Annotated in this window: 11 protein-coding genes and 2 tRNA genes; 10 read left to right on the top strand and 3 right to left on the bottom strand. The window is 68.3% G+C overall.

The features are described from left to right. The first annotated feature begins 56 nt into the window (after positions 1–56). Positions 57–4,733 (top strand): HAMP domain-containing protein, encoded by a 4,677-nt coding sequence (locus tag ACIBTM_RS37475; RefSeq protein ID WP_395881899.1) that lies wholly within the window; start codon positions 57–59, stop codon positions 4,731–4,733. Positions 4,734–4,999: 266 nt separating this feature from the next. On the opposite strand, the gene ACIBTM_RS37480 is transcribed toward ACIBTM_RS37475, so the two are convergent. Continuing rightward, positions 5,000–5,073: transfer RNA gene (locus ACIBTM_RS37480), tRNA-Gly, on the bottom strand. An 84-nt stretch (positions 5,074–5,157) separates the two neighbouring features. Between ACIBTM_RS37480 and ACIBTM_RS37485 the strand changes: the two genes are divergently transcribed. Continuing rightward, positions 5,158–5,234, top strand: a tRNA-Pro gene (locus ACIBTM_RS37485). Here ACIBTM_RS37485 and ACIBTM_RS37490 read toward each other — a convergent pair. After that, positions 5,213–5,497 (bottom strand): hypothetical protein, encoded by a 285-nt coding sequence (locus ACIBTM_RS37490; RefSeq protein ID WP_395881900.1) that lies wholly within the window; start codon positions 5,495–5,497, stop codon positions 5,213–5,215. The genes ACIBTM_RS37485 and ACIBTM_RS37490 overlap by 22 nt on opposite strands. 330 nt (positions 5,498–5,827) lie before the next feature. Here ACIBTM_RS37490 and ACIBTM_RS37495 point away from each other — a divergent pair, with 330 nt between their 5' ends. The 8 genes from ACIBTM_RS37495 (at position 5,828) to ACIBTM_RS37530 (ending at position 13,674) form a co-directional block, all read left to right on the top strand. Then, a complete protein-coding gene (locus ACIBTM_RS37495) occupies positions 5,828–6,268 on the top strand; it encodes a GNAT family N-acetyltransferase (RefSeq protein ID WP_395881901.1) in 441 nt (146 codons plus the stop codon). A gap of 60 nt (positions 6,269–6,328) precedes the next feature. Next, entirely contained in the window at positions 6,329–7,495 is a 1,167-nt protein-coding gene (locus ACIBTM_RS37500; protein WP_395881902.1) for an ROK family protein, read from the top strand. Positions 7,496–7,585: 90 nt separating this feature from the next. Then, positions 7,586–8,605, top strand: coding sequence for an ABC transporter substrate-binding protein (locus ACIBTM_RS37505; protein WP_395881903.1), 1,020 nt, complete (start codon positions 7,586–7,588; stop codon positions 8,603–8,605). Further along, the gene (locus ACIBTM_RS37510) at positions 8,602–9,363 is read left to right on the top strand and encodes an ABC transporter ATP-binding protein (protein ID WP_219153701.1); all 762 of its coding nucleotides are present in this window, start codon (positions 8,602–8,604) and stop codon (positions 9,361–9,363) included. Before ACIBTM_RS37505 ends, ACIBTM_RS37510 begins: the two co-directional genes overlap by 4 nt. After that, positions 9,363–10,202: an ABC transporter permease gene (locus tag ACIBTM_RS37515; protein WP_395881904.1), complete on the top strand. Its 840-nt coding sequence runs from the start codon at positions 9,363–9,365 to the stop codon at positions 10,200–10,202. Before ACIBTM_RS37510 ends, ACIBTM_RS37515 begins: the two co-directional genes overlap by 1 nt. Beyond that, complete coding sequence (locus tag ACIBTM_RS37520; RefSeq protein ID WP_378346034.1) at positions 10,199–11,521, top strand: LLM class flavin-dependent oxidoreductase; 1,323 nt, start codon at positions 10,199–10,201, stop codon at positions 11,519–11,521. The genes ACIBTM_RS37515 and ACIBTM_RS37520 overlap by 4 nt, the downstream gene beginning before the upstream one ends. Continuing rightward, positions 11,518–12,420, top strand: coding sequence for a TauD/TfdA dioxygenase family protein (locus tag ACIBTM_RS37525; protein WP_395881905.1), 903 nt, complete (start codon positions 11,518–11,520; stop codon positions 12,418–12,420). The genes ACIBTM_RS37520 and ACIBTM_RS37525 overlap by 4 nt, the downstream gene beginning before the upstream one ends. Before the next feature lie 27 nt (positions 12,421–12,447). Beyond that, on the top strand, positions 12,448–13,674 hold the full coding sequence (locus tag ACIBTM_RS37530; RefSeq protein WP_395881906.1) for an RNA polymerase sigma factor: 1,227 nt from the start codon (positions 12,448–12,450) through the stop codon (positions 13,672–13,674). Here the strand turns inward: ACIBTM_RS37530 and ACIBTM_RS37535 are convergent. Next, complete coding sequence (locus ACIBTM_RS37535) at positions 13,667–15,433, bottom strand: M48 family metallopeptidase (protein ID WP_395881907.1); 1,767 nt, start codon at positions 15,431–15,433, stop codon at positions 13,667–13,669. The two genes, ACIBTM_RS37530 and ACIBTM_RS37535, sit on opposite strands and share 8 nt — an antisense overlap. Positions 15,434–15,438: the final 5 nt, after the last annotated feature.

Consider the following 15,438-nt stretch of genomic DNA (forward strand, 5'->3'; position numbering starts at 1 on the left):
GGCACGCTGATGCGACGACCATGGCTTGGCATGCGTGGTGGAGAGGGTCGACACAGATGACACAGCACTCCCAAAGGGACCGGATCCCCGTGGAAGGTGGTGGCGGCCAGGTGGACGAAGCGACCCTGGAACGCCTGCTCGCGGCGGCTCGTGACCTCGGGGACGGCAACTTCCGGCGGCGGCTCGTGGCGCACGGCGACGGGCTCGCGGCCCAGCTCGCGGGCGCCTTCAACGACATCGCCGAACGGAACCAGCGACTGGTGACCGAACTCCTGCGCGTCCGCGAGGCGGTCGGCAAGGAAGGCAGGCTCACCGAGCGCGTCGCGGCCGAGATCGGCCCCGGCGGCTGGGCCACCGCGGTCGACGTCGTCAACGGGCTGATCGAGGACGTGAGCAGGCCCACCGCCGAACTCAACCGCGTCCTCGGCGCGGTCGCCGAGGGCGATCTGTCCGAGCCGATGCCGCTGGAAGTCGGCGGACGGCCGTTGCAGGGTCAGTTCGCCGAAGTCGCCAAGACCGTCAACGGCCTGATCAAACAGCTTTCGCGGTTCGCGACCGAGGTCACCAGGGTGGCCCGGGAGATCGCCACCGAAGGACGGCTCGGCGGTCAGGCCGAGGTCCCGGGGGTGGCGGGCACCTGGCGTGACCTCACCGACAACGTCAACGTGATGGCCAGCAACCTGACCGATCAGGTGCGCAACATCGCCCAGGTGACCACCGCGGTGGCGCGGGGCGATCTGACCCAGAAGATCAACGTCGACGCGCGCGGCGAGATCCTGGAGCTCAAGAACACCGTCAACATCATGGTCGACCAGCTCTCGTCGTTCGCCGACGAAGTGACCCGGGTGTCGCGCGAGGTGGGTAGCGAAGGCCGTCTCGGCGGTCAGGCGCAGGTCCCCGGCGCGGCGGGCACGTGGCGCGACCTCACCGACTCGGTGAACCTGATGGCGGACAACCTGACCGACCAGGTGCGCAACATCGCCCAGGTGGCCACCGCGGTCGCCCAGGGCGATCTCTCGCAGAAGATCAACGTCGACGCCAAGGGCGAGATCCTCGAACTCAAGAACACCCTGAACACGATGGTCGACCAGCTGTCGTCGTTCGCCGACGAGGTCACGCGGGTGGCGCGCGAGGTCGGCAGCGAAGGCCGTCTCGGCGGGCAGGCGACCGTGCCCGGCGTGGCGGGCACCTGGCGCGGGCTCACCGACTCGGTGAACCAGATGGCGGACAACCTGACCGACCAGGTCCGCAACATCGCCCAGGTCACCACGGCGGTGGCGAAGGGCGACCTGACGCAGAAGATCACGGTCGACGCGCGCGGCGAGATCCTCGAACTCAAGACGACCGTCAACACGATGGTCGACCAGCTTTCGTCATTCGCCGACGAGGTCACGCGAGTCGCGCGTGAGGTCGGCACGGAAGGTCAGCTCGGCGGCCAGGCGCAGGTGCCGGGTGTCGCCGGGACCTGGCGCGACCTCACCGGGTCGGTCAACTTCATGGCGAACAACCTCACCGCGCAGGTCCGCAACATCGCCCAGGTGGCGACCGCGGTGGCGAAGGGCGACCTGTCGCAGAAGATCGCCGTCGACGCCAAGGGCGAGATCCTCGAACTCAAGAACACCCTGAACACGATGGTCGACCAGCTGTCGTCGTTCGCCGACGAGGTCACCCGGGTCGCCCGCGAGGTCGGCAGCGACGGGCGGCTCGGCGGTCAGGCGCAGGTGCCCGGCGTGGCCGGGACGTGGAAGGACCTCACCGACAACGTCAACTTCATGGCGAACAACCTGACCGACCAGGTCCGGAACATCGCCCAGGTCACCACCGCCGTCGCGAAGGGCGACCTGACGCAGAAGATCATCGTCGACGCGCGCGGCGAGATCCTGGAGCTCAAGAACACCGTCAACATCATGGTCGACCAGCTCTCGGCGTTCGCCGACGAAGTCACCCGGGTGTCGCGCGAAGTGGGTACCGAAGGCAAGCTCGGTGGTCAGGCGCAGGTGCGCGGTGTCGCCGGGACGTGGAAGGACCTCACCGACAACGTCAACGTCATGGCCACCAACCTCACCGACCAGGTGCGGAGCATCGCGACGGTGACCACCGCGGTGGCGAACGGCGACCTGTCGAAGAAGATCTCGATCGACGCCCAGGGCGAGGTCGCCGTCCTCGCCGAGACGATCAACAGCATGGTCGAAACGCTGCGCGCGTTCGCCGACGAGGTCACCCGCGTCGCGCGCGAGGTCGGCACCGAGGGCATCCTCGGCGGCCAGGCCCGCGTGCCGAACGTGGCGGGCACGTGGAAGGCGTTGACGGACAACGTGAACGTCATGGCCGACAACCTGACCGGCCAGGTCCGCAGCATCGCGACGGTGACCACCGCGGTGGCGCAAGGCGATCTGTCGAAGAAGATCGACATCGACGCGCGCGGCGAGATCCTCGAACTCAAGACGACCATCAACACGATGGTCGACCAGCTCTCGGCCTTCGCCTCCGAAGTCACCCGCGTCGCCCGCGAGGTCGGCACGGACGGCACGCTCGGCGGTCAGGCGGAGGTGCCCGGCGTCGCCGGCACGTGGTCGCGGCTGACCGAAAGCGTGAACCAGCTGGCCGGGAACCTGACCACCCAGGTGCGCGCGATCGCGCAGGTGGCCACCGCGGTGACCGCCGGCGATCTGACCCGGCACATCACCGTCGACGCGTCCGGGGAGGTGGCCGAACTCAAGGACAACATCAACCAGATGATCGCGAACCTGAAGGAGACCACCCGGGCGAACCGCGAACAGGACTGGCTCAAGACCAACCTCGCGCGGCTGTCCGCGCTCATGCAGGGTCACCGCGATCTCGCGTCGGTGGCGTCGCTGATCCTGTCCGAGCTGACCCCGCTGGTGTCCGCGCAGCAGGGCGCGTTCTTCCTCGCCCGCGAAGACGAGCAGGAAGAGGTGGTCCTGGAGAGCATCGCCACCTACGGGCTGGCGAAATCCCAGACCGGGCTGCGGTTCTCCCCCGGCGAATCGCTCATCGGGCAGGCCGCCGTCGACCGGCGCACGATACTGGTCCACGAAGCGCCGCCGGAGTACGCGCTCATCTCCTCGGGACTGGGTTCGGCCGCCCCGGTCAACGTGATCGTGCTGCCGGTGCTGTTCCAGGGCGAGGTCCTCGGTGTGCTGGAACTCGCGACCATCAACGCCTTCAGCACCGTCCACATCGACCTGCTGGAGCAGCTGAAGGAGACCATCGCGGTCAACGTCAGCACCATCCAGTCGAACTCGCGCACCGAAGCCCTGCTGACCGAATCCCAGCGCCTGGCACAGGAACTGCGCGCGCGGTCCGAGCAGTTGCAGGCACAGCAACGGGAACTGCGCCGGTCCAACACGGATCTGGCGGAGAAGGCGGCGCTGCTGGCCCAGCAGAACCGCGATATCGAGGTCAAGAACAGCGAGATCGAGCAGGCGCGGCAGGAACTCGAAGAGCGTGCCGGGCAGCTGACCATGGCGTCGCAGTACAAGTCCGAGTTCATGGCGAACATGTCGCACGAGCTGCGGACTCCGCTCAACAGCGCGCTGATCCTCGCGAAACTGCTTTCGGAGAACCCGGACGGGAACCTGTCGGAGAAGCAGATCCAGTTCGCGCGGACGATCTACTCGGCGGGCAGCGACCTGCAACAGCTGATCAACGACATCCTCGACATGGCCAAGGTCGAGGCCGGGCATCTGGATCTGCAGATGTCCGACGTCACGCTGCCCGAACTGGTCGAGTACGTCGAATCGATCTGCCGTCCGCTCACCTCGGACAAGGGCCTCGAGTTCGCCGTGCTCATCGACCCGCCGGTGCCGTCTTCGATCCACACCGACGAGCACCGCTTGCAGCAGGTGCTGCGGAACCTGCTGTCCAACGCGGCGAAGTTCACCGATGAGGGCGGCGTGCGCCTGCACATCCGCATGGCCGACCCGGGCGAGGTCGAAGCCGACTCGCTCCGCAACGCCCCCGGCGTCCTCGCGTTCGCCGTGGAGGACACCGGGATCGGGATCGCGCCGGACAAACTCGCGATCATCTTCGACGCGTTCCGCCAGGCCGACGGCACCACCAGCCGCAAGTACGGCGGCACCGGGCTGGGCCTGTCGATCAGCCAGCAGCTGACCGAACTGCTCGGCGGCGAACTGCGTGTCCGCAGCGACCCCGGCAAGGGGAGCACGTTCACCCTGTACCTGCCGGTGAGCGCGGCGAACCTGGTCGTCCCGACCACCCAGGCGAGCGGTGTCCCGCTGATCATGGCCGTCCCGCAGGTGATCCCGGTGAGCCCGTCGCTGCGGTTCCACGGCGAGAAGATCCTGATCGTCGACGACGACCTGCGCAACGTCTTCGCGCTGGCCGCCGTGCTGGAACGCAACGGCCTGGAGGTCATCTACGCCGAGACCGGCGTCGCGGGCATCCGGGCCCTGGAACGGCACGAGGACACCGCGCTCGTCCTGATGGACGTGATGATGCCCGAACTGGACGGCAACGCCACGATCACCGCGATCCGCGCCGAGGCCGCGCACGAAGACCTGCCCGTGATCGCCGTCACCGCGAAGGCGACCGCGGAGGACAAGGCGCGAACCCTGGCTTCGGGCGCGGACGACTACGTGACCAAGCCGGTCGACACCGACAAGCTGCTGGATCTGATCGCGGCCCATCTTGAGGCGGACGCCGCTTCCAGCGGGCTCTCGCAGGCCGTGGCACCCGCCGAGTCCGACTGAGGCGGCGGGCTGGGCAGCTGAAGTACATGAAGGCCCCCATCCTGTACTTAGGCGCAAGGATGGGGGCCTTCATGTACTTGGGAAGGTGTGAAGGCGCTGCGACTGCTGGTGCTTGTGTGGCGAGTCTGTGAAGGCCTCCTTGAGGGACCCAGAGTCCCTCAAGGAGGCCTTCACGGACCTGGGCTCTAACCCGAATCGCCACTCAAGACCACCCGGACACAAAGAAACCCGCAGGCCAGACGCCTGCGGGTTCTGATGTGGAGCTGTGGAGCGGGTGACGGGAATCGAACCCGCGTAGCTAGTTTGGAAGACTAGGGCTCTACCATTGAGCTACACCCGCGTGCCCCCGAAGTACCGGGTGCGAAAACAGCTTAGCGTGACCCGCTAGGCTGTGCGCACACCCCCCGGGAAGATCGGGGAGTCACGGGATGTGGCGCAGCTTGGTAGCGCATCCGCTTTGGGAGCGGAGGGTCGCAGGTTCAAATCCTGTCATCCCGACCAGATGGGGCCGGACCTGCGGGTTCGGCCCTTTTCGTTACCGGGGGTTCCAGCTCGGCGGGCCGCGGCTCTCCGCTCTTCTCCGGCCGACCGGAGAGCCGCTTCGGCAGAAGCATCTTCAGCACTTCGAGCGCCGCGTCACGCCGGGCCTTCTTCCGCGTGAAGATCGCGCAGAACGCAACCACGGACACCAGTCCCAGATAGCCGACCGGCACGAGCCCGACGAGCTCGATCGCCGGGACGCCGGAGAACGAGGAAAGTGCCATGGCCCCTCCGTCAGTACGCGCCTTATCCGCGCTGACGGGGCGGTTTTCCGCAGGTCGAGCTAAGACCCGCAAGGGATCGAGACGATCCGACACCTCGACTTCGGGCTCTGGTCAAAGCTCGAAGGAGGAAGGTCCCCCATGGACCAGTACTCCCTCGTGATCACGAGTCACGTGTCCGGCCGAACCGGATGAGAGCTCCTCCTCCACGATAGGAGCAAGCCGAGCCCTTCCGTACCGCCGAGAGAGGGGCCGCATGAGGGGCGGCTGCTCGATCCCGCTGATCCTCGTCGGCAACCACATCCACTGGAGTATCCGGGCAGGATGGCGATCATGGAGATCCGCCACGCCACCACCACCGACGCCCCCGCCGTGACCACCCTCCTCGCTCAGCTGGGCTACCCGGACAACGACGAGACCGACGTGCGCGCCCGGCTCGAACGCTGGACCCGCCATCCCGAAGGCGCCGCGTTCGTCGCCGAAGCGGACGGCACCGTGGTCGGTGTCATCGCGGTGGTCGCGATCCCGCTCCTCGAACGGGAAGGGGCCGTGGGACGGATCGTGGCCCTGGTGGTGGACGAGACCCAGCGCGGCACCGGGGTCGGACGCGAACTGATCACCACCGCCGAAGAGCAGGCGCTGCGGTGGGGCTGTAGCGCCATGGAGGTCAGCAGTTCCCGCCGCCGGACCGGCGCGCACGCCTTCTACCGGGCACGGGGATACGAAGACCGCTGCGAGCGCAGCGCCAAGTTCTTCCGCGAGCTGACCGCCTGACCAGCTCCCGGATGGTGAGAGCCCTAGGCCCACCGCCACCCGCTTGCGAACATCGGCACCGTGACCGGCAGGCGGAGCGCCAGTGCCAGCGCGGTGCTCCGCGTGGTGCTGGACGAAGGGGCGATAGCGCGCAGCACCATCGCGCGCCGCACCGGGCTGAGTGCCGCGGCCGTCACGGGGCATGTGGCGGAGCTGATGCGCCGCGGGTTCCTCATCGAGCTGCCCGAGGTCGCGGGCGCGGTCGGCAGGCCGTATGTGCCGCTGGATCTCGACACGGAACGGTTCGTGGTGTGCGGAGCGCATGTCGCGGCCGACCATCTCACCGTCGGGCTGCTGGATCTGCGCGGGAAAGTGCTGGCACAGCTGGAAGCCCCGCATCACGGCGCCGAGCCGGCCGTGCAGGTCGCGCAGATCGCGGAACTGCTCGACGACCTCCTCATCGGACACGCGCCGGAGCGGACGCCGCTCGGGCTGGGGGTGGCGACCGGCGGCTGGGTCGACGAGGCTTCGGGAACGGTGGTGGAGCACGGATTGCTCGGCTGGCGCGGGGTCCCGTTGCGCGATCTGCTCACGGAGGTCACCGGTCTCGACGTCCGCGTCGACGGGCATTCGCGTGCGCTCATCCACGCCGAACGCCTGCTGGGGCAACCGAGAACGCGGAGCAGTGTCGTGCAGCTGTTCACCGGCAACGTGGTCGACGCCGCCTTCGCCACCGGCGACACCGTCCACCATGGACCGAGGTCGGCGGCGGGCGCCGTCGCGCATCTGCGGGTCGACGACAGCGACGAGCCTTGCCAGTGCGGGCGTTCCGGCTGCCTGGAAGCGACGGTGTCCGAGCGCACGGTCGCCCGTAAAGCCGCCGAGGCGGGCCTCGTCGAAAACCCTGATTTCGCCGCCGTGCTCCGTTCAGCGGCCTCGGGAAACAAAATCGCCATCGACCTTTTCCAGGAACGCGCGCGGATTATCGGACAGGCCGCCGCCTTGCTCTTCGACGTCCTGAATCCGGAAATCCTCATCGTGCTCGACCAGAGTGTACGCGACGTCGACGGTTGCCTTTCCACGATCCGGGACGAGGTCGCTCAGCGCTCCTGGATTTGCCAGGACGCGACGAAAAGCGTTGTGGCGTCGAGCTTTCCGGGGACCGAGCTGGCGACGGCCGGCGGGGCGGTCATGCTGAACGCCCTCTACGGAGATCCGCTTTTCACGAACCTCGCCAACGCTTCCTGAGTTACTTCACTAAATCGCAAAATTGACGCTCTCCGCCGGGCCTGCGAAGAATCTTCTTCAACGACGAGAACCCGAACGAAAGAGCCCACCGTGAAGAAACCAGTGCCCTTGATCGCCGCGCTCCTCGCCGGATTGGCGCTGTCGGGCTGCGGCGCCTCGGCGACCTCGGCAGGAGTGGCCGGGCAGCCGGAGAAGCTCGAACTCCGCTACCAGGGGTCGGCGAACAGCGTCACCTTCCCCGAACTCGCCGAAGACCTCGGCTACTTCGGCCCGGTCAAACTCAAATGGGTCGGCAACACGATCAGCGGACCGCAGGACATCCAGTCCGCCGCCACCGACCAGACCGACTTCGGCGGCGCCTTCACCGGCGCTGTCGCCAAACTCGTCGACGCCGGCGCTCCGATCAAGGCCGTCGTCAACTACTACGGCTCCGACGAGAAGACCTTCTTGGGCTTCTACGTCAAGGAGGACAGCCCGATCCGCACCCCGCGTGACCTCATCGGCAAGAAGGTCGGCGTCAACACCGTCGGCGCGAACCTGGAGGCGGTCCTCGACACCTGGCTCAAGCGCAACGGCCTCACCGACGCCGAAATCGACCAGGTGCAGCTCGTCGTCCTGCCGCCGATCAACACCGAACAGGCCCTGCGCAACGGCCAGATCGACGTCGCCGGGCTCAACGGTGTCCTGCAGGACCGGGCCCTCGCGGGAGGCGGGGTGCGGCCGATCGTGAAGGACGTCGAGGCGTTCGGGCCGTACAACGGCGGGCCATACGTGCTGCGGACCGACTTCATCAAGAAGTACCCGGAGACCACGAAGACCTTCGTCACCGGCGTGGCCAAGGCGATCGAATGGGCCCGCACCACTCCGCGCGAGGAGGTGATCGCCCGGTTCACCAAGATCATCCAGAACCGCGGCCGCAACGAGAACACCGAAACGCTCAAGTACTGGAAGAGCACCGGTGTCACCAAGGGCGGGCTGATCTCGGACAACGACTACATGCTCTGGACGGGCTGGCTCAAGCAGTCCGGGTTCATCAAGAACGACCAAGTCGACCTGAAGAAGATCTACACCAACGAATTCAACCCGTATCGCGAAGGCGGTGGCGCATGACCGCCAAGATCAGCCTCCGCTCGGTGACCAAGACCTTCGGCGCGTTGACCGCACTCGACGACGTCTCCCTCGACATCGAGGACGGCACGTTCCTCTCCCTCGTCGGGCCGAGCGGTTCCGGCAAGTCCACGCTGCTCGATCTGCTCGGCGGGCTCGCGAAACCCACCTCCGGCGAGGTCCTGATCGACGGGAAACCCGTCACCGGGCCGGGACTGGATCGCGGTGTCGTGTTCCAGCAGTACGCGCTGTTCCCGTGGCGCACCGCGCGGGCCAACGTCGAGTTCGGCCTCGAAGGCGGCACCCTGAACAAGCGGCAGCGTGCCGAGCGGGCACGGGAATTCCTCGACCTGGTCGGGCTTTCCGGGTTCGAGGAGCATCTTCCCCACGAGCTTTCCGGTGGGATGAAACAACGGGTCGCGATCGCGAGAAGCCTCGCCTACGACCCGGACGTACTGCTGATGGACGAGCCGTACGCCGCGCTGGACTCCCAGACCCGCGAACTCCTTCAAGAGGAGCTTCGGCGGATCTGGAAACGCACCGGCAAGACCATCGTCTTCATCACCCACAGCATCGAGGAAGCCGTCTATTTAGGACAGAAGGTCGCGGTGCTCACGTCCCGGCCGGGCAGGCTCAAGGACGTCGTCGACATCGACCTCGGCGACCGTTCGAACGAGGACCTGCGCTCGGCGCCCGCCTTCGTGGCCCATCGCCATCGGCTGTGGGAACTGCTGCACGACGAGATCCGGAGGGCCGCCTGATGACCGCCACTCTCGAAGCGCCGAAGGTCCACACCGGACCGAAGGTCGCCGGGAAACCTCGCAAGAAGAAGAACCCGTTACGCAAGGCCTTCCGCAGTTCGGCCGCGATCCTGCTCTTCCTCGCCGTCTGGGAGCTCGCTCCCCAGTACCTGCTCGACGAAGGCACGAGGACCTTCCTCCCGCCGCTGTCGGAGGACCTCGCCGCGCTCTGGGAGCTGATCCTCAACGGGCAGCTGGCCGACCATCTGCTGGCGAGTCTCGGCCGGTCCGCCGCCGGATTCGTGATCGCGGTGGGTGTCTCGGTGCCGCTCGGCCTGCTGATCGCCTGGTACCGGCCGCTCGCGGAATTCCTGAACCCGCTGCTGGAGCTGGCCCGCAACACCGCCGCGCTGGCCCTGCTGCCGGTGTTCACGCTCCTGCTCGGCATCGGCGAGGTGTCCAAGATCGCGCTGATCGTCTACGCCTGTGTCTGGCCGGTGCTGCTCAACACGATCGCCGGGGTGAACACCGTGGATCCGTTGCTGGTCAAGGCCGCGCGCTCGCTCGGGCTGTCGAGCCCGAGCCTGTTCCGGAAGGTGATCCTGCCGTCGGCGGTGCCGACCATCTTCACCGGTATCCGGATGGCGGCCGCGTACTCGATCCTCATCCTGATCGCCGCCGAAATGGTCGGCGCCAAGGCCGGGCTCGGCTATCTGATCAACAACTCGCAGGTCAACTTCCAGATCCAGCAGATGTACGCCGCGATCATCACGGTGTCGGTGCTGGGCCTGGCCATCAACGCGGGCTTCGTCGCGCTGGAGCGGCGGTTCTCCACCTGGCGTGTCAAGGAGAAGGCGTGAAGCACTTACACCTCAACGCGTTCGTGATGCCGAACGGCCATCACGAGGCGGCGTGGCGGCATCCGAGCACGGATCCGCACCGGGCCGCGACACTGAAACACTATGTCGACATCGCCCGCACGGCGGAGCGCGGCAAGCTGGATTCGCTGTTCCTCGCCGACGGCGTCGCCTTGTGGGGCAACGTCCGCTACAACTCGCACACCCTGTTCGAGCCGCTGACGTTGCTTTCCGCGCTGGCCGGGGCGACCGAGCGCATCGGGCTGATCGCCACCGCGTCGACGACCTACAACGAGCCGTACCACCTGGCGCGGAAGTTCGCGTCGCTCGACCACCTCAGCGGCGGGCGCGCGGGCTGGAACATCGTGACGTCGGCGGGCGAGGACGAGGCACGCAACTTCAACCGCGACGCCCGGCCGGCGCACGCGCTGCGCTACGAGCGCGCCACCGAATTCGTCGAAGTGGCCAGGAAACTCTGGGACAGCTGGGACGACGACGCGGCGGTGATCGACAAGGCGAGCGGTGTCTACGCCGACACCGACCGCATCCACCCCATCGACCACAACGGCCCGCATTTCCAGGTCCGCGGCCCGCTCAACATCCCGCGCCCGGTGCAGGGACATCCGTTGCTCGTCCAGGCCGGTTCCTCGGAGACGGGCAAGGAGTACGCCGCCCGGTTCGCCGAGGCGGTCTTCACCGCGCAGCAGACCTTCGCCGAGGGCAAGGCTTTCTACGACGACGTCAAGGGCAGGCTCGCGAACTACGGCCGCTCGCCGGAGGAGATCAAGATCCTGCCTGGGATCAGCCCGATCCTGGGGCGCACCGAGGCCGAAGCGAAAGAACGCGAGGCCGAACTCAACGCCCTCATCACGCCCGCGTACGGCGTGCGGCAGCTGTCGACCATGCTCGACCACGACCTGACGCCGTACCCGCTCGACGGTCCCCTGCCCGACGTCGGCACGTTCACCGAAGGCGCCCAGAGCCGGTTCGAACTGGTCACAGGCCTGGCGCGGCGCGAGAACCTGACGATCCGCCAGCTGATCGAGCGGCTGGCGGGCGGCCGGGGACACCGCGTCTTCGCCGGTACTGCCACGCAGGTGGCCGACCAGCTGGAGCACTGGTTCACCGAAGGCGCCGCGGACGGCTTCAACGTCATGCCGCCCACGCTGCCGGGTGGGCTGGAGGACTTCGTCGACCTCGTGGTCCCCGAACTTCAGCGGCGCGGCCTGTTCCGCACCGAGTACACCGCCACGACCTTGCGCGGCCACTACGGCCTCGCCCGTCCAGTCCATCGCACCCCAGTGAAGGAGCACGCCGCATGACCGCACTCAACACCCAGGTCGAAGTCCGCAAGATCACCGGCAGGATCGGCGCGCAGGTCGTCGGCGTCGACCCGGCCAAGGATCTCGACGCCGCGACCGTCGCGTTCGTCACCGAGGCCCTCCACGAGCACAAGGCGCTCGTCTTCCGCGATGTCGACCTCGACGACGCGGGCCAGCAGCGGTTCGCCGGGCACTTCGGCGGACTGACCAAGGCACACCCGACCGTCCCGTCGGTCGACGGCGAGCCCGCCATCCTGCCGGTCGACAGCGAACAGGGCCGCGCGAACCAGTGGCACACCGACGTCACCTTCGTGCTCAACCCGCCGAAGGCCAGCACGCTGCGCAGCCTGGTCGTCCCTCCGTACGGCGGCGAGACGCTGATCGCCAACTCGGCCGCCGCGTACCGGGACCTGCCGGAGCCGCTCCGGGCGTTCGCCGACACGCTGCGCGCCGAGCACACCAACGACTACGACTACGCGAAGGCGCCCGAGACCCTCGACGACGCGGAGCGGGAACGCCGCGAGGTGTTCGTCTCGCAGAAGTTCCGCACGGTCCACCCGGTGGTGCGGGTGCATCCGGCGACCGGGGAACGCGGGCTGTACATCGGCGGGTTCGCGCAGCGGATCATCGGGCTGTCCAAGGGCGAGTCGCGCGACATCCTGCGGCTGCTGCAGTCCTACGTGACCCGCCCGGAGAACGTCGTCCGGGTGAGCTGGGAGCCGAACCAGCTGGTGCTGTTCGACAACCGCATCACCCAGCACTACGCCGTCGACAACTACGACGACCTGCCCCGCCGCCTGAACCGGGTGACCGTGGCGGGCGACGTCCCGGTGGGCATCGACGGGGTGCCGAGCGAATCCCTCGAAGGCGACGCTTCGCACTACTCCCCCGTCGCCTGACTCCCTGAATGGGGTAAGACTGGCGTCGTGAAGGACGATCGTCAGGTGGAAGCGCTCCTGAGGGAGCTGGCCCCGCAGGTCATCGGGTTGCTGGTGCGCAAACACGGGCAGTTCGACGCCTGCGAGGACGCCGTCCAGGAAGCCCTGCTCTCGGCCGCGCAGCAATGGCCGGAGCAGGGCATCCCGGACAGCCCGAAGTCCTGGCTCGCGACGGTCGCGTCACGGCGGCTGGTCGACGAGTGGCGCAGCGAAAGCGCACGACGGCGGCGCGAGGAGAACGACGCGCTGATGGACCTGGCCGGTCCGCGCGAAACCTCCGCCGTATCCGATTCGGACGACACGCTCACCGTCCTTTTCCTGTGCTGCCACCCTTCCCTGTCCGCGCCGTCACAGCTCGCGCTCACGTTGCGCGCGGTCGGCGGCCTGACCACCGGCGAGATCGCGAACGCGTTCCTGGTCCCCGAATCGACCCTCGCCCAGCGGATCAGCCGGGCGAAACAGACCATCAAGAAGGCGGGCGCCGAGTTCGTCCTGCCGCCGTCCGCGGAACTCGGCGAACGGCTCCGCGTCGTCCTCCAGGTGCTGTACCTGATCTTCAACGAGGGCTACACGACCAGCGGCGGCCCCGACCTGCACCGCGCCGACCTGACCGCGGAGGCGATCCGGCTGACCCGGCTGCTCCGGCGGCTCATGCCGGACGAGGACGAGGTCACCGGTCTGCTCGCGCTCATGCTGCTGACCGACGCCCGCCGGACCGCCCGCGCCGGCGACGACGGCTCGCTCGTCCCGCTCGCCGAGCAGGACCGCTCGCGCTGGAACGCGGAAACGATCGCCGAAGGGGTTTCGCTGGTGAGCAAGGCCTTGGCGGCGGGTCCGGTCGGGCCGTACCAGGTGCAGGCCGCGATCGCCGCCGTCCACTCCGAGGCGGCCACCGCGGCCGGCACGGACTGGCCCCAGATCCTCGCGCTCTACGACGTCCTCGAGAAGGTCTCGCCCGGCCCCGTCGTCACGCTCAACCGCGCCGTCGCGGTCGCCGAGGTCAACGGGCCGGAAGCGGGCCTCGAACTGCTGGCCACGCTCGACGGCGACAGCCGGATGGACCAGACGCACCGGCTCGATTCCGTACGCGGGCATCTGCTGGAACTGGCCGGAGACACCGGCGCCGCGCGCGAGGCGTATCTGCGGGCCGCCGGGAAGACCGCGAGCGAACCCGAGAAGCGGTACCTGACCCGGCGCGCGGAGCGGCTCACCTGAGCACCCGGAGGATCGTCTCGTGCGACTTCTCGTGGACGTAACCGGTGTAGACGGCGTGGATCCGGTGCTCGTCGCCGTTGTAGAGGGTCACGGTCGCCTTGATCGGAATGTCACGCTGCTTCTCCACGTGTGAGAACTCCTCGTACGGCAGCCAGACCGCTTCCGCCCGGGCGGCGACCGCGAACGGGGCCTGCGTCATCAGCGCGAGCAGTGCCTCCTTCCCCGGCTCGGACTCGGCCCCCGGGACCGGCGAGAAGATCAGGCCGCGTTCGGTGATGACCAGATGGCCGTGCCGATCGTCGAATCTCACGTTCGCCAGCCCGCCGATCACCGGCGCCTCGCCCGGCGAAAGCCGTTCCGTCCCGCCGTTCGCGGCCGCCGGGTCGATGCCCAGCCCCGCCAGCGCCGCGCGGGCACGCACGGCATGTTCCGGTCCGCCAATCAGCAGATCCTCGATGAGGTCGAAGTCCAGGAAGGACCCGTCGGCGAGGACGAAATCCGGTTCGTCGTCCCATCGGTGCACGAACCGCATCGTGCCCGCGTCCAGGGCGGCCAGTATGACGGCGGCCGTGAGCCCATCCTCCGGAACATCCGCACCCGGCAACGTGAGAAGCGTTTCGAGGCTTCCGCCTGGCTGCCCCGATGCGCGGGCGATGGCCCGGTACGCGGCCTCGGCGTCGATCTTCAGCCTCGCCAGTGCCGCCTCGCGCGGGTACGTGTCCCAGGGCAGGCGACGGCGCTCACCGAAGTCGAACGACGCCTCTTCGAGCCGGGCGGCGGACCGGACGGGGTCGGCGAGCAGGCCCAGCGCCGGACGTTCGTCCACATCGGACTTCCCGGGCGCGGTTTCCAAGGCCCACAGCCGTTCCGTCATCGGCGGATGGGTGTCCCAGCGGGACGGAAGCCGGATGGGCTCGTCGACGGTGGCCAGCCACTCGCGCCGTGCGTCGAGCATTCCGGCGAAACCGCCGTAGACATCGTCGGGGGCCATCTCGACCTCCGCTCCGAGTGCGACGTGGACGCCCAGATACCGCGTCCATTCCCCGTCGAGCCGCGGATGCAGCCGTAACGCCGACTGCGCGGCGGCCCGGCCGGCGATCCGGCCCATGACCTGGTCGGCTTCGAACTCGCGGCGGCGGCTCGCGGCCCGCTGGGTCAGGACGAACAGCCGCGCGTAACCGCGGAACAGCCAGGACAACGGGTTGATCGTGCTTCGGGGAAAGCGGTCGAGCATCCGCGCGACGGCGACGTGGGAGCGGTAACCGGTCACGCTCGTCCGGCCGTCGAGCTGCCCGTAGTGGGCGAGCTCGTGCGCCAGCACGGCGCGCGCCTGGGCGCGGGTCAACGCTTGGAGCGTCGGAAGGCCGATCGACAGGAACCGGCGGCCGGCTTTCAGCCCGAACAACCGCGCCTCCTCGACGACCGACGCCCCCGGCCCGGCGGTGAGCCACACCTGGTCCGGCGGCCGGGTGCCGATCGTCTCCGCCAGTTCGGTGAGGGTCGCCCACAGCTCAGGGGCGTCGTCGCGGTAGAGCGGGACCCCTTTCGGCACGAAGGGCACCGGGCGGATCGGGAGGAGCGCCGCGATCCCGGCGCCGAACAGCAACCCCATGCCGAGCCCGGCGAGGACGAACAGCGGGACGTTGTCGATCCCGGCCAGCAGGAAGCCGCCGCCGAAAGCGAGCAGGAGGAAGATCAGCGTGGCCAAGGCGTAGAACCCCACCACCAGGAACACGACCTTGACCACGCCGATCCGCATGGCCG

The sequence above is a fragment of the Amycolatopsis sp. NPDC049868 genome (genome assembly GCF_044461365.1).
Lineage (GTDB): Bacteria > Actinomycetota > Actinomycetes > Mycobacteriales > Pseudonocardiaceae > Amycolatopsis.